The following is a 20,074-nucleotide window of genomic DNA, read 5'->3' on the forward strand; positions in this document are numbered from 1 at the left end:
GGGCCACCCCGGGCAGGTGGTCAGCGGCCGACCGCGTAGCCCTGCATCCCGCGGGGGTTGGCGGCGGCGGACAGGACGCCGGTCTCCGGGTCCCTGGCGACGGCGCACATCCGGCCCTCGGACCAGGGGTCGCCCACGGTGACGTCGTGGCCGCGCCTGCGCAGTTCCGCGACGACCTCAGGGTCCATGCCCTCCTCGACGGTGACGCTGCCAGGTCGCATCCCGCGCGGGAAGAAGGAGCCGGGGAAGCTGTCGTTGTGCCAGTTCGGGGCGTCGATGGCGCCCTGGAGGTCGAGGCCGCCGCGAACCCTGTCGCGCAGGGCGACGGCGAGGAAGAAGTGCACCTGCCACTGGTCCTGCTGGTCGCCGCCGGGGGTGCCGAACGCCATGACGGGGACTCCGTCGCGCAGGGCGAGGGACGGGGTCAGCGTGGTGCGGGGGCGGCGGCCGGGGGTCAGCGTGTTCGGCAGTCCCTCGTCGAGCCAGGCCATCTGCAGCCGGGTGCCGAGCGGGAAGCCGAGCTCGGGCACGACGGGGTTGGACTGGAGCCAGCCGCCGCTGGGTGTGGCGGCGACCATGTTCCCCCAGCGGTCGACGATGTCGAGGTGGCAGGTGTCCCCACGGGTCGCACCGTCCTTGGCCACGGTCGGTTCGCCCGCTCCGGCCACCGGGGCGCCCACGGCGTCGAGGCCGGAGGCGACGGCGCGGGCGTGCGCGCTGAGGACCGGGGTGCGGCCCCCGGGACTGCCGGGGCTCAGCTCCAGGGAGGCGCTGTCCTTGATCAGGGCGCGGCGCTCGTCGTTGTAGGCGGCGGACAGGAGGGTGTCGACGGGGACCTCGGCGGCGTCGCCGTACCAGGCCTCGCGGTCGGCCATAGCGAGCTTGCAGCCCTCGACGAGCAGGTGGACGTAGTCGGCGGAGCCGTAGGCCGGGAGTTCGGCCGGGAGGAGGGCGAGCTGCTGGAGGAAGACGGGGCCCTGGCTCCAGCCGGCCGCCTTGGCCAGGGTCCAGCCGTTCCAGTCGTAGGTGGCGGGCGGCTCGTACGTCGCGGACCAGTCGGCCAGGTCGGCGGCGGTGAGGGTGCCGGTGTGGCGGGTTCCGCTGGTGTCCATGGTGGGTACGGCGGCCTGGCGGACCAGCGCCTCGGCGATGAAGCCCGTGCGCCAGATCTGTCGGGCGGCGTCGATCTGCGCGACCCGGTCCGCGCCGCCCTCCGCCTCGGCCTCGGCCGTCAGTCGGCGCCAGGTCGCGGCCAGGGCCGGGTTGCGGAACAGCTTGCCGGGCTCGGGCGCCTTTCCGCCGGGAAGGTAGATGTCGGCGGAGGCCGGCCACTCGGTCTCGAAGAGCTCGCGGACGGTCTCCACGGTCAGGCCGACGCGCTCGACGGGGGCGTGACCGTCCTCGGCGTATCCGATCGCGTAGCGCAGGACCTCGGCGAGGGTCCTGGTCCCGTGGTCGCGCAGCAGCAGCATCCAGGCGTCGAAGGCGCCGGGCACCGCGGCGGCGAGCGGGCCGGTGCCGGGGACCAGGTCGAGACCGAGCGAGCGGTAGTGCGCGGCGGAGGCCCCCGCCGGGGCAGGGCCCTGGCCGCACAGCACCTGTATCTCGCCGTCCTTCGGCGCCAGGATCATCGGGACCTCGCCGGCCGGGCCGTTGAGGTGCGGCTCGACGACGTGCAGGACGAATCCGGCGGCGACGGCCGCGTCGTAGGCGTTGCCCCCGTCCTCCAGGACGGCCATCGCCGACTGCGAGGCGAGCCAGTGGGTGGAGGACACCATGCCGAAGGTGCCCTGGAGGGTGGGGCGGGTGGTGAACACGGGTGCGGCTCCTTGCTACGGCGTGCTGGGCTTCTGGTTCCGTGGCGCGGTTCGGATCGTACGTACCCGGTGCCGGGGCCCGGCCGGGAGGTCGGGCGGTCGCGTCCGGGGCGGTCCGGCCCAGGTCGTGGCGCGACGCCGTCTCCCTCACGGAGCCTTGAAGTACTCCGGGAACCGAGGCCCCATCCACGGCTTGCGCCCCCACGCGAGTACCCGCCCCCTGGCCATGGCACCCACCGGCGAGCAGCGGCCGAGCGCCATCAGCAGGAACGTGACCGGCTCGATGGAGATCGTGCAGTCGGGGCGGTCCGGGAGATCGTGGCCCACGGTCGCCGTACCGTCGACGAACGTCACCCCGAACCGGCCGCCGCCCCACAGCCGGACCGCGTAGCGGGCGTTCAGCCCTGCCGTGGCCGCGGCGTCGGTCACCCGTGGCATGGCCTCGACCATGAAGGGGAGCGCCAGCGCGACCCGTGCCCGGTCGACCATGTGCGGGCGTTTCAGTGCGCGGGCCAGGTCGTAGCCGTGGCCCAGCATGTGCGTCAGGAGGTAGGAGCCGAGGACCACCCGGTTCATCGGTCCCATGGGCGTCATCAGCGTCTCGTCCACGGGGTGCTCGGCCACCGCGTCCAGGTATGCGCCGGCCTGCGTCACGATCATCGCGGCCAGCGGTTCCGCCGCCCGCTCGCCGAAGGCGGCGAGAACCTGTTCGTTGGCCGCCGCGATGCCCTGCGGAGTGCCGTCGCCGTAACGGCGGGACCGCCCTGCCGCCGCCTCCGCCATCAGCTCATTGGCCTGCGCCAGGTGCGCGGCCACCTCTCCCACCGTCCACACCAGTCCCGGCACGGGAGCGTCGGTGTCGGGGACACCGCGCAACAGCGCCGCGATCTCCTCGGCCGTGGCTCGTATCGCATCGGCCAGCCCCTCGGGCAGGCGCTCGGAAGGCGCCCCCCGGACGCTCTGCCCCTGATCTGCCTCTGAGCCCATTTCCCCACCGCTCCCGTGAACGCCGTGCCCGTCACCCGAGCCCGCCGCCCGCGCCTGTGGCCTGCGGGTACACAAGAGCAGCTCGCACGGCGTCCCGGCAAGGGGCGGGTCGGCGGGTCATCGTCCGGGCCGATCAGTTCGCCCACGGTGCCGCGCAGTTGCGGGACCGTGGGCGCTCAGCCGCTCGCCGGTGCGGGCGTTAGGGTGCGATGCGAAGTATGTGCGCGTATACCGGGAGGTCGGACCAACAGGCTCGGCCCCCTCGCCGCGCACCGGAAGGGAGCGAAGCCGTGCATGGCGAGTACAAGGTGCCCGGCGGCAAGCTTGTCGTCGTGGATCTGGACGTCGAGGAAGGCGTACTGCGCGACGTGCGCGTCGCAGGGGACTTCTTCCTGGAGCCCGACGAGGCGATCCTCGCGATCGACAGAGCTCTGGAGGGCGCCCCCTCCTCGACGGACGCCGCAGGCCTGGCTGCCCGGATCACGGCCGCACTGCCGGGGTCGACGGTCATGCTCGGGCTGAGCGCGGAGGGCGTCGGCATCGCCGTTCGGCGAGCCCTGGCCCACGCGACCGAGTGGAGCGACTACGACTGGCAGCTGGTGCACATGGGACCGCAGGCGCCGGCCCTGCACATGGCACTGGACGAGGTCCTGACCGCCGAGGTGGCCGCCGGGCGACGGGCACCCACGCTGCGGGTCTGGGAATGGGCCTCGCCGGCGGTGGTCATCGGCAGTTTCCAGTCGCTGCGGAACGAGGTGGACCCCGGAGAGGCGGCGAAGCACGGGATGACCGTGGTGCGCCGCGTCTCGGGTGGCGGGGCCATGTTCGTGGAGCCCATGAGTACGATCACCTACTCCCTGTCCGTGCCGGAGGCGCTGGTGTCGGGCCTCTCCTTCGCCGACAGTTACGCCTACCTCGACGACTGGGTCCTGGGCGCACTCGCCGACATGGGGATCAGGGCCTGGTACAAGCCCCTCAACGACATCGCCACCGACGCCGGCAAGATCGCCGGTGCCGCCCAGAAGCGGATGGTCGGCCCTGACGGCGGCCCGGGAGCCGTGCTGCACCACGTGACCATGTCGTATGACGTCGACGCGGACAAACTGGTGAGGGTCCTGCGCATCGGCAAGGAGAAGATGTCCGACAAGGGCACCACGAGCGCCAAGAAGCGTGTCGACCCGCTGCGCCGTCAGACCGGTCTCGCCCGGGAGCAGGTGATCGACAACATGATCGCGTCCTTCCGTGACCGCTACGGGCTGACCACCGGCGAAGTCACCACGGAGGAGCTGGCCCGGGCGGAGGAGCTGGTGCAGACGAAGTTCGCCACCGAGGAGTGGACCGCGCGGGTGCCGTAGGGACATCTCCCTCCCGCGCCCATCCCTTCCCGCGCGGGTCCGGCCGGGAGGGCCCGCGGTGTCACTCGAACCCGAAGCCCGGGGAGACCAGCGCGCCGGCGTGGGCGAGGCCGCTCTCCGCAGCGATCTCGTCGAGCGTCTGGGCGGCGCGGACCGTGGCGAGGCGTACGGCGCCGGACCCGTCGGCCGTGAAACCGTGAACGGCGGGCCTCGGCAGGCTGTTGTAGGCCCAGTGCGTCGAGAAGTAGTAGGCGCCGGTGTCGTACAGGACGACGAAGTCGCCCTCCCGCAGCTCCGGGAGTTCCTGGCCGTGTGCGACGACGTCGCCGGCGAAGCAGCACGGGCCCGCGATGTCCTGGCGCAGCGGCGTGCCGGTCCGGGGGTTGCCGTCCGCGTCGTGGGCGCCGACCCGCAGGGGCCACGCGTCGGGCATCAGGACGGTGCGCGTGGCGGTCTGCGCTCCGGCGTGGGTGACGGCGATCCGGCGGCCGCCGGCCTCCTTGACGTACTCCACGCGTGCGCCGATGAAACCGTTCTTGGCGAGCAGTGAGCGGCCGAACTCCGTGACGAGCGCGTACCGGCCGTCGAAGAGACCGGGGACGGCCTCGCCGAGCGCCCGGGTGTACGCGGCGAAGGTCGGCCGCGTCTCGTCGTCGTCGAAGTTGACGGGCAGTCCCCCGCCGATGTCGAGGCTCGTGATCTGCCGGCTCCCCAGCGTCCGGTTGATCTCCTCGGCCAGCCGGTAGGTCTCCGCGACGCCCTCCGCGATGAGTTCCAGGGGGCATCCCTGGGAACCCACGTGCGCGTGGAGCCGGGTGAGCCACGGGCGCTCGGCGAAGGCCCGCACCACGCGGTCGCGCGCGCCGGGGTCGCGGAGCGCGACTCCGAACTTCGAGGTGGCGGTGGCGGTGCTCATCGCTCCGATGGAGCCACCTCCGACCTGGGGGTTGACGCGCAGTCCGACGACCGACGTGCTGCCCGCCGGGCGGAGTCCGTCGATGCGGCGCAGTTCGTCGAGGTTGTCGGCGTTGACCGCCACACCCAGGGCGAGGGCCTCGCTGATCTCCTGCCGGGTCTTGGCGGGCGAGTCGAGGACGATGCGCGAGGGTGCGACCCCGGCGTCGAGCGCGATGCGCAGCTCGCCGGGGCTCGCCACCTCGGCTCCCATACCGAGCCCGGCGAGCAGCCGGAGGACGGGGACCAGGGAGGCCGCCTTGACGGCGAACGTGTGGAGGACGTCGGGCGCGTGGGCGAAGGCGGCGTCGAGGCTTTCGACGGAGGCCCGAATCCCGTCCGTGTCGAGGAACCCGGCGACCGGCTGTTCCTCGCCGACGAGTCCCGTGGCGACGGCCCTGCGCATCACGGCGGAGACGCGCTGTGCCGGGAGGAGCGTGGCGGGAACGGGGCCGGCGGGGGCCGGGGAGGTGTCGCTGGCAGAGGTCACGGGTGAACTTCCTGGTGGGGCTGTGCCACGGCTGCGCGAGCGGCGTGGCGGGATACGTCAAGGTTGGGCTCCGCACCCCCGCCGCGTCTTCGTCGTACGCGCCAAAGCACGGCCTACATCTTGTCCGATCGGACGAGCGCCGGGTGCGATCCCCTCAGACCACGTCGGTCAGGCGGACAGCCAGGGCGAGGACCAGCCGGGTGTCGGGGTCGTCGAGGTCGATGCCGAACCGCTCGCGGACCCGGCGCAGCCTGTAGCGGAGGGTGTTCGGGTGCAGGACCAGGCGTCCCGCGGCCGCCGCGACGTCCCCACCGGTCTCCAGGTAGGCCGCGAGGGAACGCACCAGGTCGCCGCCGGCCACCAGGTCGGTACGGATCAGCTCGTGCACCGGGCCGGTGCCCGACTCCCACACGGGGCGGACCGCGTCGAGCATGCGCAGGACATCGACGGTCGGCCCCACGTCACCGGGCCCGGCGTGCCGGACCGGACTCGGGTCGCGCCTCCTGGCCTCCCGGTCGCGCAGTGCGCGCACGACCAGCAGGGCGCTTCGGTACGAATGCGAGGCCTCCGGCCCCGACGCCACGGCCCGTCCCGCCCCGACCCGGACAGGCGCGGCATCGGGGACACCCGCCGCCAGTGAGTCGAGCTCCCTGGCAAGGACGAGGGCTTCGCGCGGGTCACCACCGTCGTTCAAGGGGAGCAGCACGGTGACCCGGTCCTGTTCGCGCAGGACCCGGGCCGTCGAACGGGAGGCCGTGACCTGGACGGCGAGCGCCTCCAGCGTCCGTTCGGATCCCGGGCCGTCGGCGGGGCTGTCCTGTACGGCGACGACGACGGCGCAGGGGCTGTCGGGCGGCAGTCCGAGCGACCACAGGTGGGCCCGCTGGTCACCGTCTCCGTGCAGCAGGCCGCGCAGGGCGTGTGCCTCCCGCCGCACGGTGCCGCTCTCGCGCAGCCGATGCCGCAGCAGGTGGGGCACGGCGAGCGCACCGGCGCGGCGCAGCACCTCCACCGCGTCGGAGGAGAGCTGCTGCCCGTCGGCGGCCGCCCACAGGGAACCCAACATCTCGCCGCCGCTGCGCACGGCGACGACGAGGCGTTCCGGGCTGTCACCGTCGGCGGGCCGGTGGATGACGTCCTCGGAGGTCCACAGCGCGCGCAACAGCCCGCTGCGGCGCAGCTCGGCGACACGCCCGTCGGGGACCCGGCCGCCCAGGATCGTCGACCGGCGCACCCCGTCCGCGTCGGGGCCCGTCGCCGAGTGGGCGAGGACGCGGAACTGGGTGTCCTCCACAGTGATCGAGCCCCGGCAGCGCCGGGCGGTGGCCGTGGCGAGGGCCGCGAGTCCCCCGTCCGCGGCGGGGTCGGTCATCAGGTCGCCGCGGCCGACGGACGCGAAGGCGGTCGCGGTCCTCAGCAGGGTGATGGCGTCACCCCAGTCCGCCCATTCCGCGCGGGCGAGCAGCGCGATCCCGCACTCCTCGGCCGCGGCCAGCGCCTTCGCCGGTACGGGCGCATCCTCGGACTCCCGCAGCACCACCGCCACCGCACCGCGCCGGGCGGCTTCCCGCACGGCGGCGGGAGCGTCGGGAAGGCCCGGAGCGAGTCCCGCCGCCAGTACGATCCGCCCGTCGTGCGGGCGGGCGGGTCCCTCGTCGCCGATGACCACGCCTCGGACCGCGATGTCCTGCCCGGCCGGCGCGAGCAGCAGGCGCAGGACACCGTCGTCGTCGTGGGCGAGGATCTGGCGGAGCGTGACGTGTCCGGGGCCGCCCCCGGTGGTGCCTGGCGTCATGCGCCGAGGATACGAGCACTCCCGCCCGGTTCCTCACGCCGACGCCCGCACGCACGACCGCCCCGGCGGGGAGGTGCCTGCCGGGGCGGTCGTGCGTGCGGGGTGCGGCCGGACGGTCGTGTCCGCCCTGGCCCGGGGTCAGCCCAGGGTCGCGATGGCCTTGTTGAAGGTGGCCGACGGGCGCATCACGGCCTCCGCCTTCGCCGGGTCGGGCTGGTAGTAGCCACCGATGTCGGCGGGCTTGCCCTGGACGGCGGCCAGCTCGCCGACGATGGTCTGCTCCTGCTCGGCCAGCGTCTCGGCGAGCGGCCCGAAGGCCTCGGCGAGCGCGGCGTCGTCGGTCTGCCGCGCCAGCTCCTGGGCCCAGTAGAGCGCCAGGTAGAAGTGGCTGCCGCGGTTGTCGATGCCGCCGAGCTTGCGGCTCGGGGACTTGTCCTCGTTGAGGAAGGTGCCCGTGGCCCGGTCCAGGGTGTCGCCGAGCACCTTGGCGCGCGCGTTGTCCGTGGTGGTGGCCAGGTGCTCGAAGCTGACCGCGAGGGCGAGGAACTCACCCAGGCTGTCCCAGCGCAGGTAGTCCTCCTTGACCAGCTGCTGGACGTGCTTGGGCGCGGAGCCGCCGGCGCCGGTCTCGAACAGTCCGCCACCGTTCATGAGCGGTACGACGGAGAGCATCTTCGCGCTGGTGCCGAGCTCGAGGATGGGGAAGAGGTCGGTGAGGTAGTCACGCAGCACGTTGCCGGTGACCGAGATGGTGTCCTCACCGCGACGGATGCGCTCCAGGGAGAAGGCCGTGGCCTCCTCCGGCGTCCGGATGGAGATGTCCAGGCCGTCGGTGTCGTGCTCGGCCAGGTAGGTGTTGACCTTGGCGATGAGGTTGGCGTCGTGCGCGCGGCCCTCGTCGAGCCAGAACACGGCCGGGTTGCCGGTCGCGCGGGCGCGGGTGACGGCGAGCTTGACCCAGTCCTGGATCGGGAGGTCCTTGGTCTGGCACATCCGGAAGATGTCACCGGCGCCGACCGCCTGCTCCAGCAGGACGTCGCCCTTGCCGTCGACGACCCGCACCGTGCCGGTGGTGGGGACCTCGAAGGTCTTGTCGTGGCTGCCGTACTCCTCGGCCTTCTGAGCCATCAGACCGACGTTGGGGACGGAGCCCATGGTCGACGGGTCGAAGGCGCCGTTGGCGCGGCAGTCGTCGATGACGACCTGGTAGACACCGGCGTAGCTGCTGTCCGGGAGGACGGCGATGGTGTCGGCCTCGTTGCCGTCCGGGCCCCACATGTGGCCGGAGGTGCGGATCATCGCGGGCATCGACGCGTCGACGATGACGTCGCTCGGCACGTGCAGGTTGGTGATGCCCTTGTCGGAGTCGACCATCGCCAGGGCGGGGCCCTCGGCGAGCTCGGCGTCGAAGGACGCCTTGATCTCGGCGCCGACGTCCGGCAGGGAGTCGAGGCCCTTGAGGATGCCGCCGAGGCCGTCGTTCGGGGTCAGACCGGCCGACGCGAGGACGTCGCCGTACTTGGCGAAGGTGTTCGGGAAGAAGGCGCGGACCACGTGGCCGAAGATGATCGGGTCGGAGACCTTCATCATCGTGGCCTTCAGGTGCACGGAGAACAGGACGTCCTCGGCCTTGGCGCGCGCGACCTGGGCGGTGAAGAACTCGCGCAGCGCGGCGACGCGCATGACGGCCGCGTCCACGACCTCGCCCGCGAGGACGGGTACGGACTCGCGCAGCACGGTGGTGGTGCCGTCGTCGCCCGCGAGCTCGATGCGCAGCGAACCTGCCTCGCCGATGACGACGGACTTCTCCGTCGAGCGGAAGTCGTCGACGCCCATGGTGGCGACGTTCGTCTTCGAGTCGGCGGTCCAGGCGCCCATGCGGTGCGGGTGCGCCTTGGCGTAGTTCTTGACCGACGCGGGGGCGCGGCGGTCGGAGTTGCCCTCACGCAGGACGGGGTTCACCGCACTGCCCTTGACCTTGTCGTACCGCGCGCGGACGTCCTTGTCCTCGTCTGTCCGCGGGTCGTCCGGGTAGTCCGGAAGCGCGTAGCCCTGCTCCTGGAGCTCTGCGATCGCGGCCTTCAGCTGCGGGATCGAGGCCGAGATGTTGGGCAGCTTGATGATGTTCGCGCCGGGAGTCCTGGCCAGCTCGCCGAGCTCGGCGAGCGCGTCATCGATGCGCTGATCGGCCTTGAGACGCTCCGGGAAGCCGGCGATGATCCGCCCCGCCAGGGAGATGTCGCGGCGCTCCACCGTGACACCCGCGGTCGAGGCGTAGGCCTCGATGACGGGCAGGAACGAGTACGTCGCCAGGGCAGGGGCCTCGTCGGTGTGCGTATAGATGATGGTCGAGTCAGTCACCGGGTGCTCCGCTCCACGTCTGCAACATTGCTTGACATCAAGATATCTCGTGACCGGCCCCCTCTCCACAGTGCCCCGCACGCATTCCGGCGGAACCGATCACTCCGCCCGGCGGGGCCCGGAACGCAGGGATGCCTTCGCGCCTCGACCGGCCCGGACTCGCACGCGAGGACGACCGGCTGGGCCCGGTCACGGGCGCCCGGCTCGTTCACGGACCGGCTGATGCGCGCCCCGGCCGTGAAAGGGCTGACCACGATGTGGACTGCGATCTCCTCGCCGGTCGGCCCGCGGGCGGCCGGGGCGGTCGCCTCACGCTCACGCCGGGTGAGCGTCTCCGGCCCCCGGGGCGGTGGCACGGGCGGCCGGGAGACGAACCCGCCGATCGGCCGGCCGGTGGCGGCGGGCGGGAGCAGCACGTCGCCGCTCGCCGCGCCCCCGGCGGAGTGGGTGAGCGACTCGCGCGGTTCGCGGGGAACGCTGCGCGGCGTTCCTCGCCTGCCCGGCGCAGGGCCGCCTCCTCCCAGGTGCGTTCGGTGTCCGGAAGCGGGCGTGAGAACCACGGAGGCGTGGAACCGCCCTCCGGACCGGCACCGGACGGGTCACCCCGACCGGTACGACGCGATGCCGGCGCCGCTCGACGTGGCCTCAGCGCCCGTCGGCCGTGCCCAGGGGCGGCGGCCGGTGCTCGTACCAGCGCAGTTCGGCCTCGAGCTGGGCCGCGAGCGAGATGAGCCGGGCCTCGCTGCGGGAGGGGCCCAGGAGCTGGGCCCCGATGGGGAGGCCGTCGCGGGTGAAGCCCGCCGGGACGCTGATCCCCGGCCATCCGAGGACGTTCCAGGGCCAGGCGTAGGGGCAGGCCGAGGTCATCGCGATGTCGGTGCGCCAGGCACTGAGGTGGTCGAAGGCCCCGACCCTCGGCGGTGGCGCTGCCGTGGTCGGGGTGAGTAGGACGTCGTATCCGGATCCGCCGCGGGCCGTGTCGAAGAAGGCGCCGATCCTTGCGTGCTGGCGCACTTCGCGCGCGCGGGCGGCCCGGACGACACGACCCCCGAGACGCGTCCCGGTCCGCAGGGCACTGCGGGTGCGGGGGTCCAGGAGCCCGGGTTCGGGGTGCAGCGCGGCAAGCTCGGCGATGCCGGCGGTGGCCCGGGGCACGAAGGAGAGGCCGATCAGCCCGTAGCGGGGGCGGGCCTCTTCGACGTGGTGGCCAAGCCCGGCCAGGACCTCGGCCAGCGCGGTGACGGCGCGCAGGACCTCCGGGTGGGGCGCGTTGCGGGTGAGGGTGAGCGGCGGCCGCAGGGAGAGGCCGATGCGCAGCCGGCCCGGGTCGCGGCGGGCCGCGGCGGACGCGCCGACGGCGGGCGGCCGGTGCGGGTCACCGGGGTGCGGTCCCGCGGCGGCGTCCAGGAGGAGGGCGGCGTCCTCGACGGTGCGGGCGAGGGGGCCGTTGACGGTGAGGCCCTGGAAGGCGTCGCTGTGGGGGTGGACGGAGATCCGGCCGCGCTGCGGTTTGATGCCGACGAGGTGGGTCCAGGCGGCGGGGATGCGGATGGACCCCGCACCGTCGGATCCCAGCGCGGCGGGAACGAGCCCGGCGGCGACGGCCGCGGCGGAGCCGCCGGACGAACCACCGGGTGTGTGGTCGGTGCTCCAGGGGTTGCGGGTGACTCCGAAGGCGGGTCCCTCGGTGAAGGCCCATTGCCCCAGCTCGCAGGAGTTGGTCTTGCCGACGACGACGGCCCCGGCCGCGCGCAGTCTGCGGACGGCCTCGCTGTCGGCGGCGGCGGGCGGCAGTGCGCCGTCGCAGCCGAAGTAGGTGGGCATGCCGGCGACGTCGGTGTCGTCCTTGACGGCGACCGGCACGCCGAGCAGCGGAAGCCGTTCCCCCGCCTGGAGCCGCCGGTCGGCCTCGGCGGCCTCCGCGAGCGCCGCTTCCGTGCGTAGCTGGCGGAAGGCGTTGAGGGTGTGACGGCTGGCCTCGATGCGCGCGAGCGCCGCGGCGACCAGCACGGACGAGGTGGTCCGACCCTCCGCCAGTTCCCGGGCGCAGTCGGTGAGTCCGGGCTGTGCGCGCGGCTCCGCGGGCCTGATCGGTCCGGTCCGCTCCGTAGGGTCTGCTGAGGACATCGCCACCGCCTCCTCGCGTCCGCCGGAGCCCCGGCCCCGGGGTCCGCCCGGAGTCCGCCCGAGCGGGTCTACTGGAGAGTAACGAGGCATGGGGGTCCGCTCAAGCGCGCCGCACGCGGATCGGAGCCCGTCTCCCTCTGCCCCCTGCCGGAGGCGGTGGCGTCCGGCTGCGGGCGCTACGGCCGTACGTGGATCTCGCCGATCCCCGTACCGAGGCCGGCGCAGTGGGCGGTCGACTGCCCGGACTCGCCGGGCCTCAGGGTGACGTGCTCACCGTCCACATCGGGCGACCAGCCGCAGACCAGGTGCACCCAGAAGGTCTGCGTGGCAGAGCCGTTGTTCCGGCAGAGCGCGTATCCGGTGTAGTCGTCGATCGCGTGCTTGCCGGTGTCGCAGGACAACCCGGGCGGAATGGCGGCGGCCCGCGCGACGGCCACCGCGGCGGTCGCCGGAACGGCGAGTGCGACGGTCAGTCCGGCGACGGCCGCTCCCCGGGCCAGCGTGCGGACTGCGTGCCCCTTGTACGGCTTCATGTCTCCCCTTGGTTTCGGACGAGTGCCGGGCGCGCTCCGGACGAGCTCCGGCGATCTTCAGGGCTGCCCTCCCCGACGTTCCGTGACCGAAAACGGGGCCGAACCTCACCCTCCGTACACCCGGCCCGCCGCGCAGGCGACCGTGCGCGGGCGTACGCTCGCCAATAGGGTGAACAGCGCTCAAGAGGGGCCTGAACAGGGACGTTTCCGAGGAGGCGCCGTGACAGCACAGCGCATCGCCACGCGCGTCGCCGCCTGCGCGACGGTGGCCGTACTCGCCGGCGCCGGGGGCACCGTGGCGCAGGCGGACGACGACATCGAATCGCTCCCGGCCGAGCAGATCGCGGACCGCTCCCGGGACGCCCTGCTGGACGTCCGGTCCCTGCACCTGCGTGCGCGGGGCGACCTCGGCGAGAACCGGTCGCCGATGACGGTCGACCTCAGCCTGGACCGGAGCGGCAACTGTGCGGGCGACGTCGACCTGGGCAAGGGCAAGGGGTCGGTGGAGATCATCAAACGGGGCGACTCGGTCTGGCTGAAACCGGACTCGGACTTCTGGAAGAACCAGGTCCCGGTCGGCGGCTCGACCTTCGAGTCGGTCCTCGCCGGTCGGTACATGAAGGGCTCCGCCTCCGACTCCAGGCTGCGGCCGGTCGTGGAGGCGTGCGATCTGGACACCTTCCTCCAGCTGGTCTCCGACAACGCCGGGAATGCCGCCGGGACGTTCACCAAGGGGAGGGCCGCGTCGGTCGACGGGGTACGGACCGTCCCGGTCACCCGGACCCTCGGCGGACAGAAGTTGACGGCCTACGTGGATACCGGTGGCGCGCACTACCCCGTGCGAATCACCGTGAAGGGTGACGGGGCGGACGCGGCCGTGGACTTCTCCGGCTTCGACGAGCCGGTGCCCACGGCCACGCCTTCGAAGAACGAGACGGTCGACGTCAGCGCCGTGCTCGGACGGGCTCCCGCACAGTCCTGACACCGCGGCTCAGCACGGTGTACAGCAGCAGCGAGGAGACCAGTCCGACGGCCCAGCCGTAGTCGGCGAGCGGTTCGAGGAACGGGAGCAGGCCGTCGGCCGGGAAAGGGCCCTTGCCCGGTGCGGAGTGGGACCCGCCCACCGCAAGGACGCCGCCGACGGCGAAAGCCACGACGGCGCGCCAGTTCCAGCCGCCCTTGTACCAGTAGCGGCCCCCGGGCAGGTAGAGGTCCGGCAGGTCGAGAACGGTGCGGCGGATGATCCAGTAGTCGGCGATCAGGATGCCGGCCACCGTGCCGAGCAGCCCTCCCACCAGACCCAGCCAGGTGAAGATGTACAGCTCGGGTGTCTCGGTGAGCTTCCACGGCATGATCAGGACACCGACGACCCCGGTGATCAGAGCGCCCGTACGGAAGTTGATGAGTTTCGGGGCGAGGTTCGCCAGGTCGTACGCCGGTGAGACCACGTTGGCCGCGATGTTCACCGAGATGGTCGCCACCAGCACGGTGACGAGTCCGAAGAGGAGGCCGAAGACGTTGTCGGTCTTCGCGACGAGCTGGACGGGATCCCAGATCGCCTCCCCGTACACGGCCTGGGAACCGGACGTGACGAAGACGGAGAGCAGCGCGAAGAAGGTCATCGTGGTCGGCAGCCCGAGCGACTGCCCCCGGATCTGGGCGCGTTGGCCGGCGCCGAAGCGCGTGAAGTCGGGGATGTTCAGGGAGAGGGTGGACCAGAAGGCGATCATGCCCATGAGCGACGGGAAGAAGACGGGCCAGAAGTCCTCGCCCCAGCCGAGTGCGGAAGGCTGGTCCAGGAGTGGGCCGAAGCCACCCGCCTTGACCGCGACCCAGACCAGCAGGACCACCGCTCCGACGATGACGAAGGGCGCGGCCCAGCTCTCGAAGCGGCGCAGGGTGTCCATCCCCCGGTAGATGATCGCGAGTTCGAGCGCCCAGAAGAGGACGAAGCAGAGCCACAGCGTCCAGGGCTGCCCGCCGATCTCCCCGGCCCGCGCCCAGCCGCCGAAGATCTTGCCGAGCAGCGTGAAGATCCCGACGCCGCCGATCCAGGTCTGGATCCCGAACCAGGCGCAGGCGACCGCGGCCCTGATCAGCGCCGGCAGATTGGCACCCCGAAGCCCGAAGGAGGCCCGGGCCAGCACGGGGAAGGGGATGCCGTACTTGGGCCCGGCGTGCCCCGTCAGCAGCATCGGGGCCAGCACGATGAGGTTGGCCAGCGCGATCGTGAGGACGGCCTGCTTCCAGTCCATGCCGAGCGCGACCAGCCCGGAGGCCAGCAGCCAGGACGGGATGTTGTGGGCCATCCCGATCCACAGCGCGGCGAAGTTGTACGTCGTCCAGCGGCGCCGCTCCAGGGGCACCGGCAGCAGATCGTCGTTGACGAATCGGGAGTCGCCCGGGACAGCCCCGGGAGCGAGTTCGATCCGCCCCGAGGGGTCGGCTATCGGCTCACCGGGGGCGGGTGGTGGGACGGGTGGGACGGTAGCGGTCATGGTGACGTGACCCTTCGCTCGGGAGGTGCCGTGCGGGGCGCGGGCGTGTGGTGGCCGGACAGCCATTGCGGGGAGGTGCGACGGGCGGGGCGCGGCCGCCCGGGGCGGGTCAGACCGACAGTGCGGGAATGATCTTGGAACCGTAGGCGTCGATGGTCTCCTCGCGCGCGTCGTGCATGTCGTACACGGCGAACTGGTCGACCCCCAGGTCGCGCAGGACCTCGAGCTTCTCGATGTGCGCCTCGGGCGGTCCCAGCAGACAGAACCGGTCGACGATCTCGTCGGGGACGAAGGCCGTGTCCGGGTTGCCGGTGCGGCCGTGATGGCTGTAGTCGTAGCCCGAGCGGCCGGCGATGTACGCGGTGAGGGCCTCGGGTACGAGGTCCGAGTGCTCCCCGTACCGGGAGACGAGGTCCGCCACGTGGTTGCCGACCATGCCGCCGAACCAGCGGCACTGTTCCCGCGCGTGGTCCAGGTCCTCGCCGACATAGGCGGGGGCGGCCACGCAGATGGTGACGGAGTCCGGATCCCGGCCGGCGGCGGCGGCCGCGTCGCGTACCGCTTTGATCATCCATTCGGTGAGGTAGGGATCGGCCAGTTGGAGGATGAAGCCGTCGGCCTTCTCCCCGGCCAGCGCGAGGGCCTTGGGCCCGTACGCGCCCATCCAGACGGGCAGTCTGCCGTCCTTCACCCAAGGGATCCGGACCGGCTGTCCGTCGACGGTGGCCTCGCGCCCCTCCGCGAGGTCCCTGATCACCTCGATGGCCTCGCCCAGCCTGGCCAGTGTGTTGGGCTTGCGGCCCGCCACCCTCATGGCGGAGTCGCCGCGCCCGATGCCGCAGACGGTGCGGTTGCCGTACATCTCGTTCAGCGTGGCGAAGGTGGAGGCGGTGACCTCCCAGGTGCGGGTCCCCGGGTTCGTCACCATCGGCCCGACGATCATCCGTTCGGTGTGCTCCAGGATCCGGCTGTAGATGACGAAGGGCTCCTGCCACAGCACGGCCGAGTCGAAGGTCCAGCCGTAGCGGAACCCGTTCCTCTCCGCGCGGCGCATGAGTCGGACGACGGCCGAGGCGGGCGGGTCGGTCTGGAGGACGAGTCCGAAATCCATGACAGATGCTCCTTGTCGAAGTACTGACACATGGCGCGCGGGTTGCAGCCGCCGTACCGGCGGGCGAGCTGCCTTCCGGTGTACGTCGTGCTCTCGGCGCACACCGCGGAGGGAACCGCCGGCGCTTGCCCTCGGTGGCGTCCTGCGGCAGAGCTTTCCACACCGGCCGACGCCCGGCCCGGTACCACGACTCGTGGACGCGCGAGTCGCGGGGGACAATCCTGGACCCGTCGGCGGGCTTTGGGAAGGGGGAGTCTACGCGCGGAGCATGAACGGTTGGGGGCGGTTCCCCCGCAGCTGCGCGGGAACCGGCCGCCGAGTGGTCCGGACCCGGCGCGGACGCCGCCCGGCGGCCCGCCACGAACCGGGCGTGAAGCGTCAACACGCCCCGGACGACGCCTGGTTGCCTTCTCCCCGGAGGTGACACGGCGTGGGCGGCCCGTCGCGCCCGACGAAAGACGGGCCACCCGGCGGTGGATGTCCGGCACCGTCAGGCGGTCCGTACGGATGACCAGGGCCTTGGACACCGTACGGAGCGGCCGGGCCCCCTGACCCCCTGCCCGCGCGGGACCACCCCTCGGCGAGACTCCCCCGGGACAGATCCACTCATCACGATGGACGCGATGTCACATCATGGGCGTTTTGCCACCCGAAGGTATTGTCTGTGACGTTCAATCACGGTCCAGGCCTCCTCGGCGGTGGCAAGCCCGCCCCTGCGAGGCCGACGATTTCCCGCACCTCCCAGCGCACATGCGTCCCAAGCGGAAGGATCGGCCATGGGCACGGTCACCACGATCGACGGCACGGACATCTATTACAAGGACTGGGGTCCCCGCGACGCCCAGCCGATCATGTTCCATCACGGCTGGCCGCTCAGCGGCGACGACTGGGACAGCCAGATGCTGTTCTTCCTCGCCCACGGCTATCGCGTGATCGCCCACGACCGACGGGGCCACGGGCGCTCCGACCAGAGCTCTTCCGGGCACGACATGGACACCTACGCCGCCGACGTGTCGACCGTGGTCGAAGCGCTCGACCTGCGGGAAGCCGTACACATCGGCCACTCCACCGGCGGCGGCGAAGTGGCCAGGTACGTCGCCCGGTCGGAACCGGGGCGGGTCGCGAAGGCCGTACTCGTCAGCGCGGTGCCACCGGTCATGGTGAAGTCCGCGTCCAATCCGGGCGGCCTGCCCATCGAGGTCTTCGACGGCTTCCGCGCCTCCCTCGCCGCCAATCGCGCGCAGTTCTACATGGAGGTGCCGTCGGGTCCGTTCTACGGGTTCAACCGTCCCGGCGCCGAGGTGTCGCAGGGGCTCATCGACAACTGGTGGCGACAGGGCATGCGGGGCGCGGCGAACGCCCACTACGAGTGCATCAAGGCCTTCTCGGAGACCGACTTCACCGAGGACCTCACCAGGATCGAGGTGCCGGTCCTGGTCGCCCACGGCACCGACGACCAGATCGTGCCCTACGAGGACTCGGGGCCCCTGTCCGCCGAGCTCCTCACGAACGGCAGGCTGAAGAGCTACGAGGGCTATCCCCACGGCATGCTCTCGACGCATCCGGACGTCATCAACCCCGACCTCCTGGCCTTCGTCAAGGAGTAGCAGCGTCAGGCCCGCTGACGAAGGGATCCTCGGCCCGCTCGTGCCCGAAGGGCGGGCGGACGCGGAACACCTGACGGCCCGGCCGGACACCCCGTTCACGAACCTGTGACATGCACACGGGAACTACGCGGCCGCGACGCGCAGTCGTTCAGTGCGTTGCCATCCGGCCGCCGCCGTGAAGGAGCATGCGGCGGCGGGCCTGTTCCCTTTGTGCCAGGAGTTCACTTTGCTGCACCAGAAGTCCGCCCTTCGCCTCGCCGCGCCCGTGGCTGTTCTCGCCCTCGCGCTCACGGCCTGCGGCGGTGGCGACGACACGGCCGACACGGCGGACAAGCCGAAGGACACGTCGAGCTCGGCCGGCAAGCCCAAGGCTTCGCCGGAGCCCGAGTCGGGCGGCGAGCTCGCCACCGGGGAGAGCGCCACCGGCAGGGTGACGGAGGGCGAGGCCCCCGTCATCTACGAGATCGTGGCGCAGAAGGCCGACGTGGGCACGGAGGCGGACGCCGCGAAGGTGGTGAGCGATCCCGAGAAGGCCAAGGGCCTGGTCCTGGTCGTCGCCCACGTGAAGTACACCCACAAGGAGGGCCCCGCCCTCACGCGGAGTCCCGAGGTCCAGCGGGGCGTCAGCATCTCGGCGGACGGCACGCGCGGCTCGATGCTCATCGGTGCCGCCGACGACGCCGCGGGATGCGAGGACCCGTACGACCTCAAGGGCTGGAAGCAGGGCGAGAGCCACGTCCTGTGCGAGACCTACCTGGTGCCTGCGGGCTCCAAGCAGATCGAGGTCCAGTGGGCCGAGGAGGACGGCGAGCCGTACATCTGGAAGTTCGCCTCCTAGGACGCCGGCGGCCGTCCGGTGCCACCGTCACCGGACGGCCCCCTCTCAGCGCGTGACCGCCGGCCGGGCCGCGCTCCGCGGCCCGTCCGGGGACCGGTCGTCCGGCCGGTTCCCCGTCGACTCCGTTGCCGGACCGGGGGGTGGATGGGGCGGAGGTCCGTTCACCCCAGGTACTGGCACGTGGAACGTGGCAGGAAGGCGCCGTGACCGGCACGGCCCACGTACTTCCTCCGGTCGACGACGACTTCGCCGCGCGAGACGACCGTCTCGACCTGCCCCGTGATCGTCCTGCCCTCGTAGGCCGAGTAGTCGACGTTCATGTGGTGCGTCTCTGCGGACAGCGTCTGGACGGCGAGCGGGTCGTAGATCACCACGTCGGCGTCCGCGCCGGGCGCGACCGTCCCCTTCCGCGGGTAGAGCCCGAACATCCGCGCCGGGGAGGCGCAGGCGATCTCGATCCAGCGACGGCGGGAGATGTGTCCGTCGACTACGGCCTGGTGGAGGAGGTCCATGCGGTTCTCCACCCCGGGAAGGCCGTTCGGGATCTTGGAGAAGTCGCCGCGGCCCATCTCCTTCTGCCCCGTGAAGCAGAACGGGCAGTGGTCGGTGGAGACGACCTGGAGCTCGTTGTTGCGAAGGCCGCGCCAGAGCGCCTCCTGGTGCTCCCGGGGGCGCAGCGGGGTCGAGCAGACGTACTTCGCACCCTCGAAGTCGGGCTCGGCGAGATTGTCCGTGGAGAGGAAGAGGTACTGGGGACAGGTCTCGCCGAAGACCGGGAGTCCTTTGTGGCGGGCGGCGGCGATCTCGGCGAGGGCTTCGTCGGCGGAGACGTGGACGACGTACAACGGCGCTCCCGCGACCCTCGCGAGCTGGACCGCTCGGTGCGTGGCCTCGGCCTCCAGCGCCACTTTGCGTACGTCGCCGTGGTGGCGCGGGTCGGTGCGCCCCTCGGCCAGCGCCTGCTCGACCAGGACGTCGATCGCGATGCCGTTCTCCGCGTGCATCATGATCAGGCCGCCGTTGTCAGAGGCCCGCTGCATGGCACGGAGGATCTGGCCGTCGTCGCTGTAGAACACGCCCGGGTAGGCCATGAAGAGCTTGAACGAGGTGATGCCCTCCGCCACCAGGTGGTCCATCTCCTTGAGCGAGGACTCGTTCACGTCGGACAGGATCATGTGGAAGGCGTAGTCGACGGCGCAGTTGCCGTCGGCCTTCGCGTGCCAGGCGTCGAGTCCCTCACGCAGTGAGCGGCCCATGGTCTGGATGGCGAAGTCGACGATCGTCGTGGTGCCGCCCCAGGCCGCGGCCCGGGTGCCGGTCTCGAAGGTGTCGGCGGCGTAGGTCCCGCCGAACGGCATCTCCATGTGCGTGTGCGCGTCGACGCCTCCGGGGATGACGTACTTCCCCGTGGCGTCGATCCTCCGGTCGGCGCTCCAGCCCGCCGCGGCGTCGGTGCCCTGGGCGGCGAGGGCGGCGATGCGTCCGCCCTCGATGAGTACGTCGGCGTGGATCTCGTCCGACGCGGTGATGACGAGACCGCCGTGGATGACGGTGCGGCTCATGTACCCCTCCTCGCTGTGGCGATACCGGTTCTGCTCACC

General features: G+C 72.0%; 14 protein-coding genes. 4 read left to right on the top strand and 10 right to left on the bottom strand.

The window, feature by feature from the left end; genetic code table 11:
- Positions 1–20: 20 nt before the first annotated feature.
- Both JOC24_RS16535 and JOC24_RS16540 read right to left on the bottom strand, forming a co-directional pair.
- Complete coding sequence (locus JOC24_RS16535) at positions 21–1,817, bottom strand: gamma-glutamyltransferase family protein (RefSeq protein WP_205021060.1); 1,797 nt, start codon at positions 1,815–1,817, stop codon at positions 21–23.
- 147 nt (positions 1,818–1,964) lie between these two features.
- Entirely contained in the window at positions 1,965–2,804 is an 840-nt protein-coding gene (locus tag JOC24_RS16540; protein ID WP_205021061.1) for a maleylpyruvate isomerase family mycothiol-dependent enzyme, read from the bottom strand.
- A gap of 290 nt (positions 2,805–3,094) precedes the next feature.
- Between JOC24_RS16540 and JOC24_RS16545 the strand changes: the two genes are divergently transcribed.
- The gene (locus JOC24_RS16545; protein WP_205021062.1) at positions 3,095–4,159 is read left to right on the top strand and encodes a lipoate--protein ligase family protein; all 1,065 of its coding nucleotides are present in this window, start codon (positions 3,095–3,097) and stop codon (positions 4,157–4,159) included.
- Between the two features lie 61 nt (positions 4,160–4,220).
- Here the strand turns inward: JOC24_RS16545 and JOC24_RS16550 are convergent, their stop codons facing one another.
- From JOC24_RS16550 to JOC24_RS16570, 5 genes are all read right to left on the bottom strand, one after another.
- Positions 4,221–5,603 (bottom strand): type III PLP-dependent enzyme domain-containing protein, encoded by a 1,383-nt coding sequence (locus JOC24_RS16550; RefSeq protein WP_307792707.1) that lies wholly within the window; start codon positions 5,601–5,603, stop codon positions 4,221–4,223.
- Positions 5,604–5,757: 154 nt separating this feature from the next.
- Positions 5,758–7,398, bottom strand: coding sequence for a PucR family transcriptional regulator (locus JOC24_RS16555; RefSeq protein WP_205021063.1), 1,641 nt, complete (start codon positions 7,396–7,398; stop codon positions 5,758–5,760).
- A 138-nt stretch (positions 7,399–7,536) separates the two neighbouring features.
- Entirely contained in the window at positions 7,537–9,759 is a 2,223-nt protein-coding gene (locus JOC24_RS16560) for an NADP-dependent isocitrate dehydrogenase (RefSeq protein WP_205021064.1), read from the bottom strand.
- A 645-nt stretch (positions 9,760–10,404) separates the two neighbouring features.
- On the bottom strand, positions 10,405–11,886 hold the full coding sequence (locus JOC24_RS16565; protein WP_205021065.1) for an amidase: 1,482 nt from the start codon (positions 11,884–11,886) through the stop codon (positions 10,405–10,407).
- 176 nt (positions 11,887–12,062) lie between these two features.
- Entirely contained in the window at positions 12,063–12,419 is a 357-nt protein-coding gene (locus tag JOC24_RS16570) for a hypothetical protein (protein ID WP_205021066.1), read from the bottom strand.
- 220 nt (positions 12,420–12,639) lie between these two features.
- On the opposite strand from JOC24_RS16570, the gene JOC24_RS16575 reads away from it, so the two are divergent.
- On the top strand, positions 12,640–13,401 hold the full coding sequence (locus tag JOC24_RS16575; RefSeq protein ID WP_205021067.1) for a hypothetical protein: 762 nt from the start codon (positions 12,640–12,642) through the stop codon (positions 13,399–13,401).
- Here JOC24_RS16575 and JOC24_RS16580 read toward each other — a convergent pair.
- On the bottom strand, positions 13,364–14,917 hold the full coding sequence (locus JOC24_RS16580; RefSeq protein ID WP_205021068.1) for an NCS1 family nucleobase:cation symporter-1: 1,554 nt from the start codon (positions 14,915–14,917) through the stop codon (positions 13,364–13,366). The genes JOC24_RS16575 and JOC24_RS16580 overlap by 38 nt on opposite strands.
- A gap of 109 nt (positions 14,918–15,026) precedes the next feature.
- A complete protein-coding gene (locus JOC24_RS16585; RefSeq protein WP_205021069.1) occupies positions 15,027–16,028 on the bottom strand; it encodes a TIGR03842 family LLM class F420-dependent oxidoreductase in 1,002 nt (333 codons plus the stop codon).
- A 776-nt stretch (positions 16,029–16,804) separates the two neighbouring features.
- Here JOC24_RS16585 and JOC24_RS16590 point away from each other — a divergent pair.
- Both JOC24_RS16590 and JOC24_RS16595 read left to right on the top strand, forming a co-directional pair.
- Positions 16,805–17,635, top strand: coding sequence for an alpha/beta fold hydrolase (locus tag JOC24_RS16590; protein WP_205021070.1), 831 nt, complete (start codon positions 16,805–16,807; stop codon positions 17,633–17,635).
- A gap of 226 nt (positions 17,636–17,861) precedes the next feature.
- On the top strand, positions 17,862–18,473 hold the full coding sequence (locus JOC24_RS16595; protein ID WP_205021071.1) for a hypothetical protein: 612 nt from the start codon (positions 17,862–17,864) through the stop codon (positions 18,471–18,473).
- Positions 18,474–18,634: 161 nt separating this feature from the next.
- Here JOC24_RS16595 and hydA read toward each other — a convergent pair whose 3' ends face one another.
- Positions 18,635–20,035, bottom strand: a complete 1,401-nt coding sequence (gene hydA, locus JOC24_RS16600) for a dihydropyrimidinase (protein WP_205021072.1) — start codon at positions 20,033–20,035, stop codon at positions 18,635–18,637.
- Between the last annotated feature and the right edge of the window lie 39 nt (positions 20,036–20,074).

It is taken from the genome of Streptomyces sp. HB132, assembly GCF_016909575.1.
GTDB lineage: Bacteria > Actinomycetota > Actinomycetes > Streptomycetales > Streptomycetaceae > Streptomyces.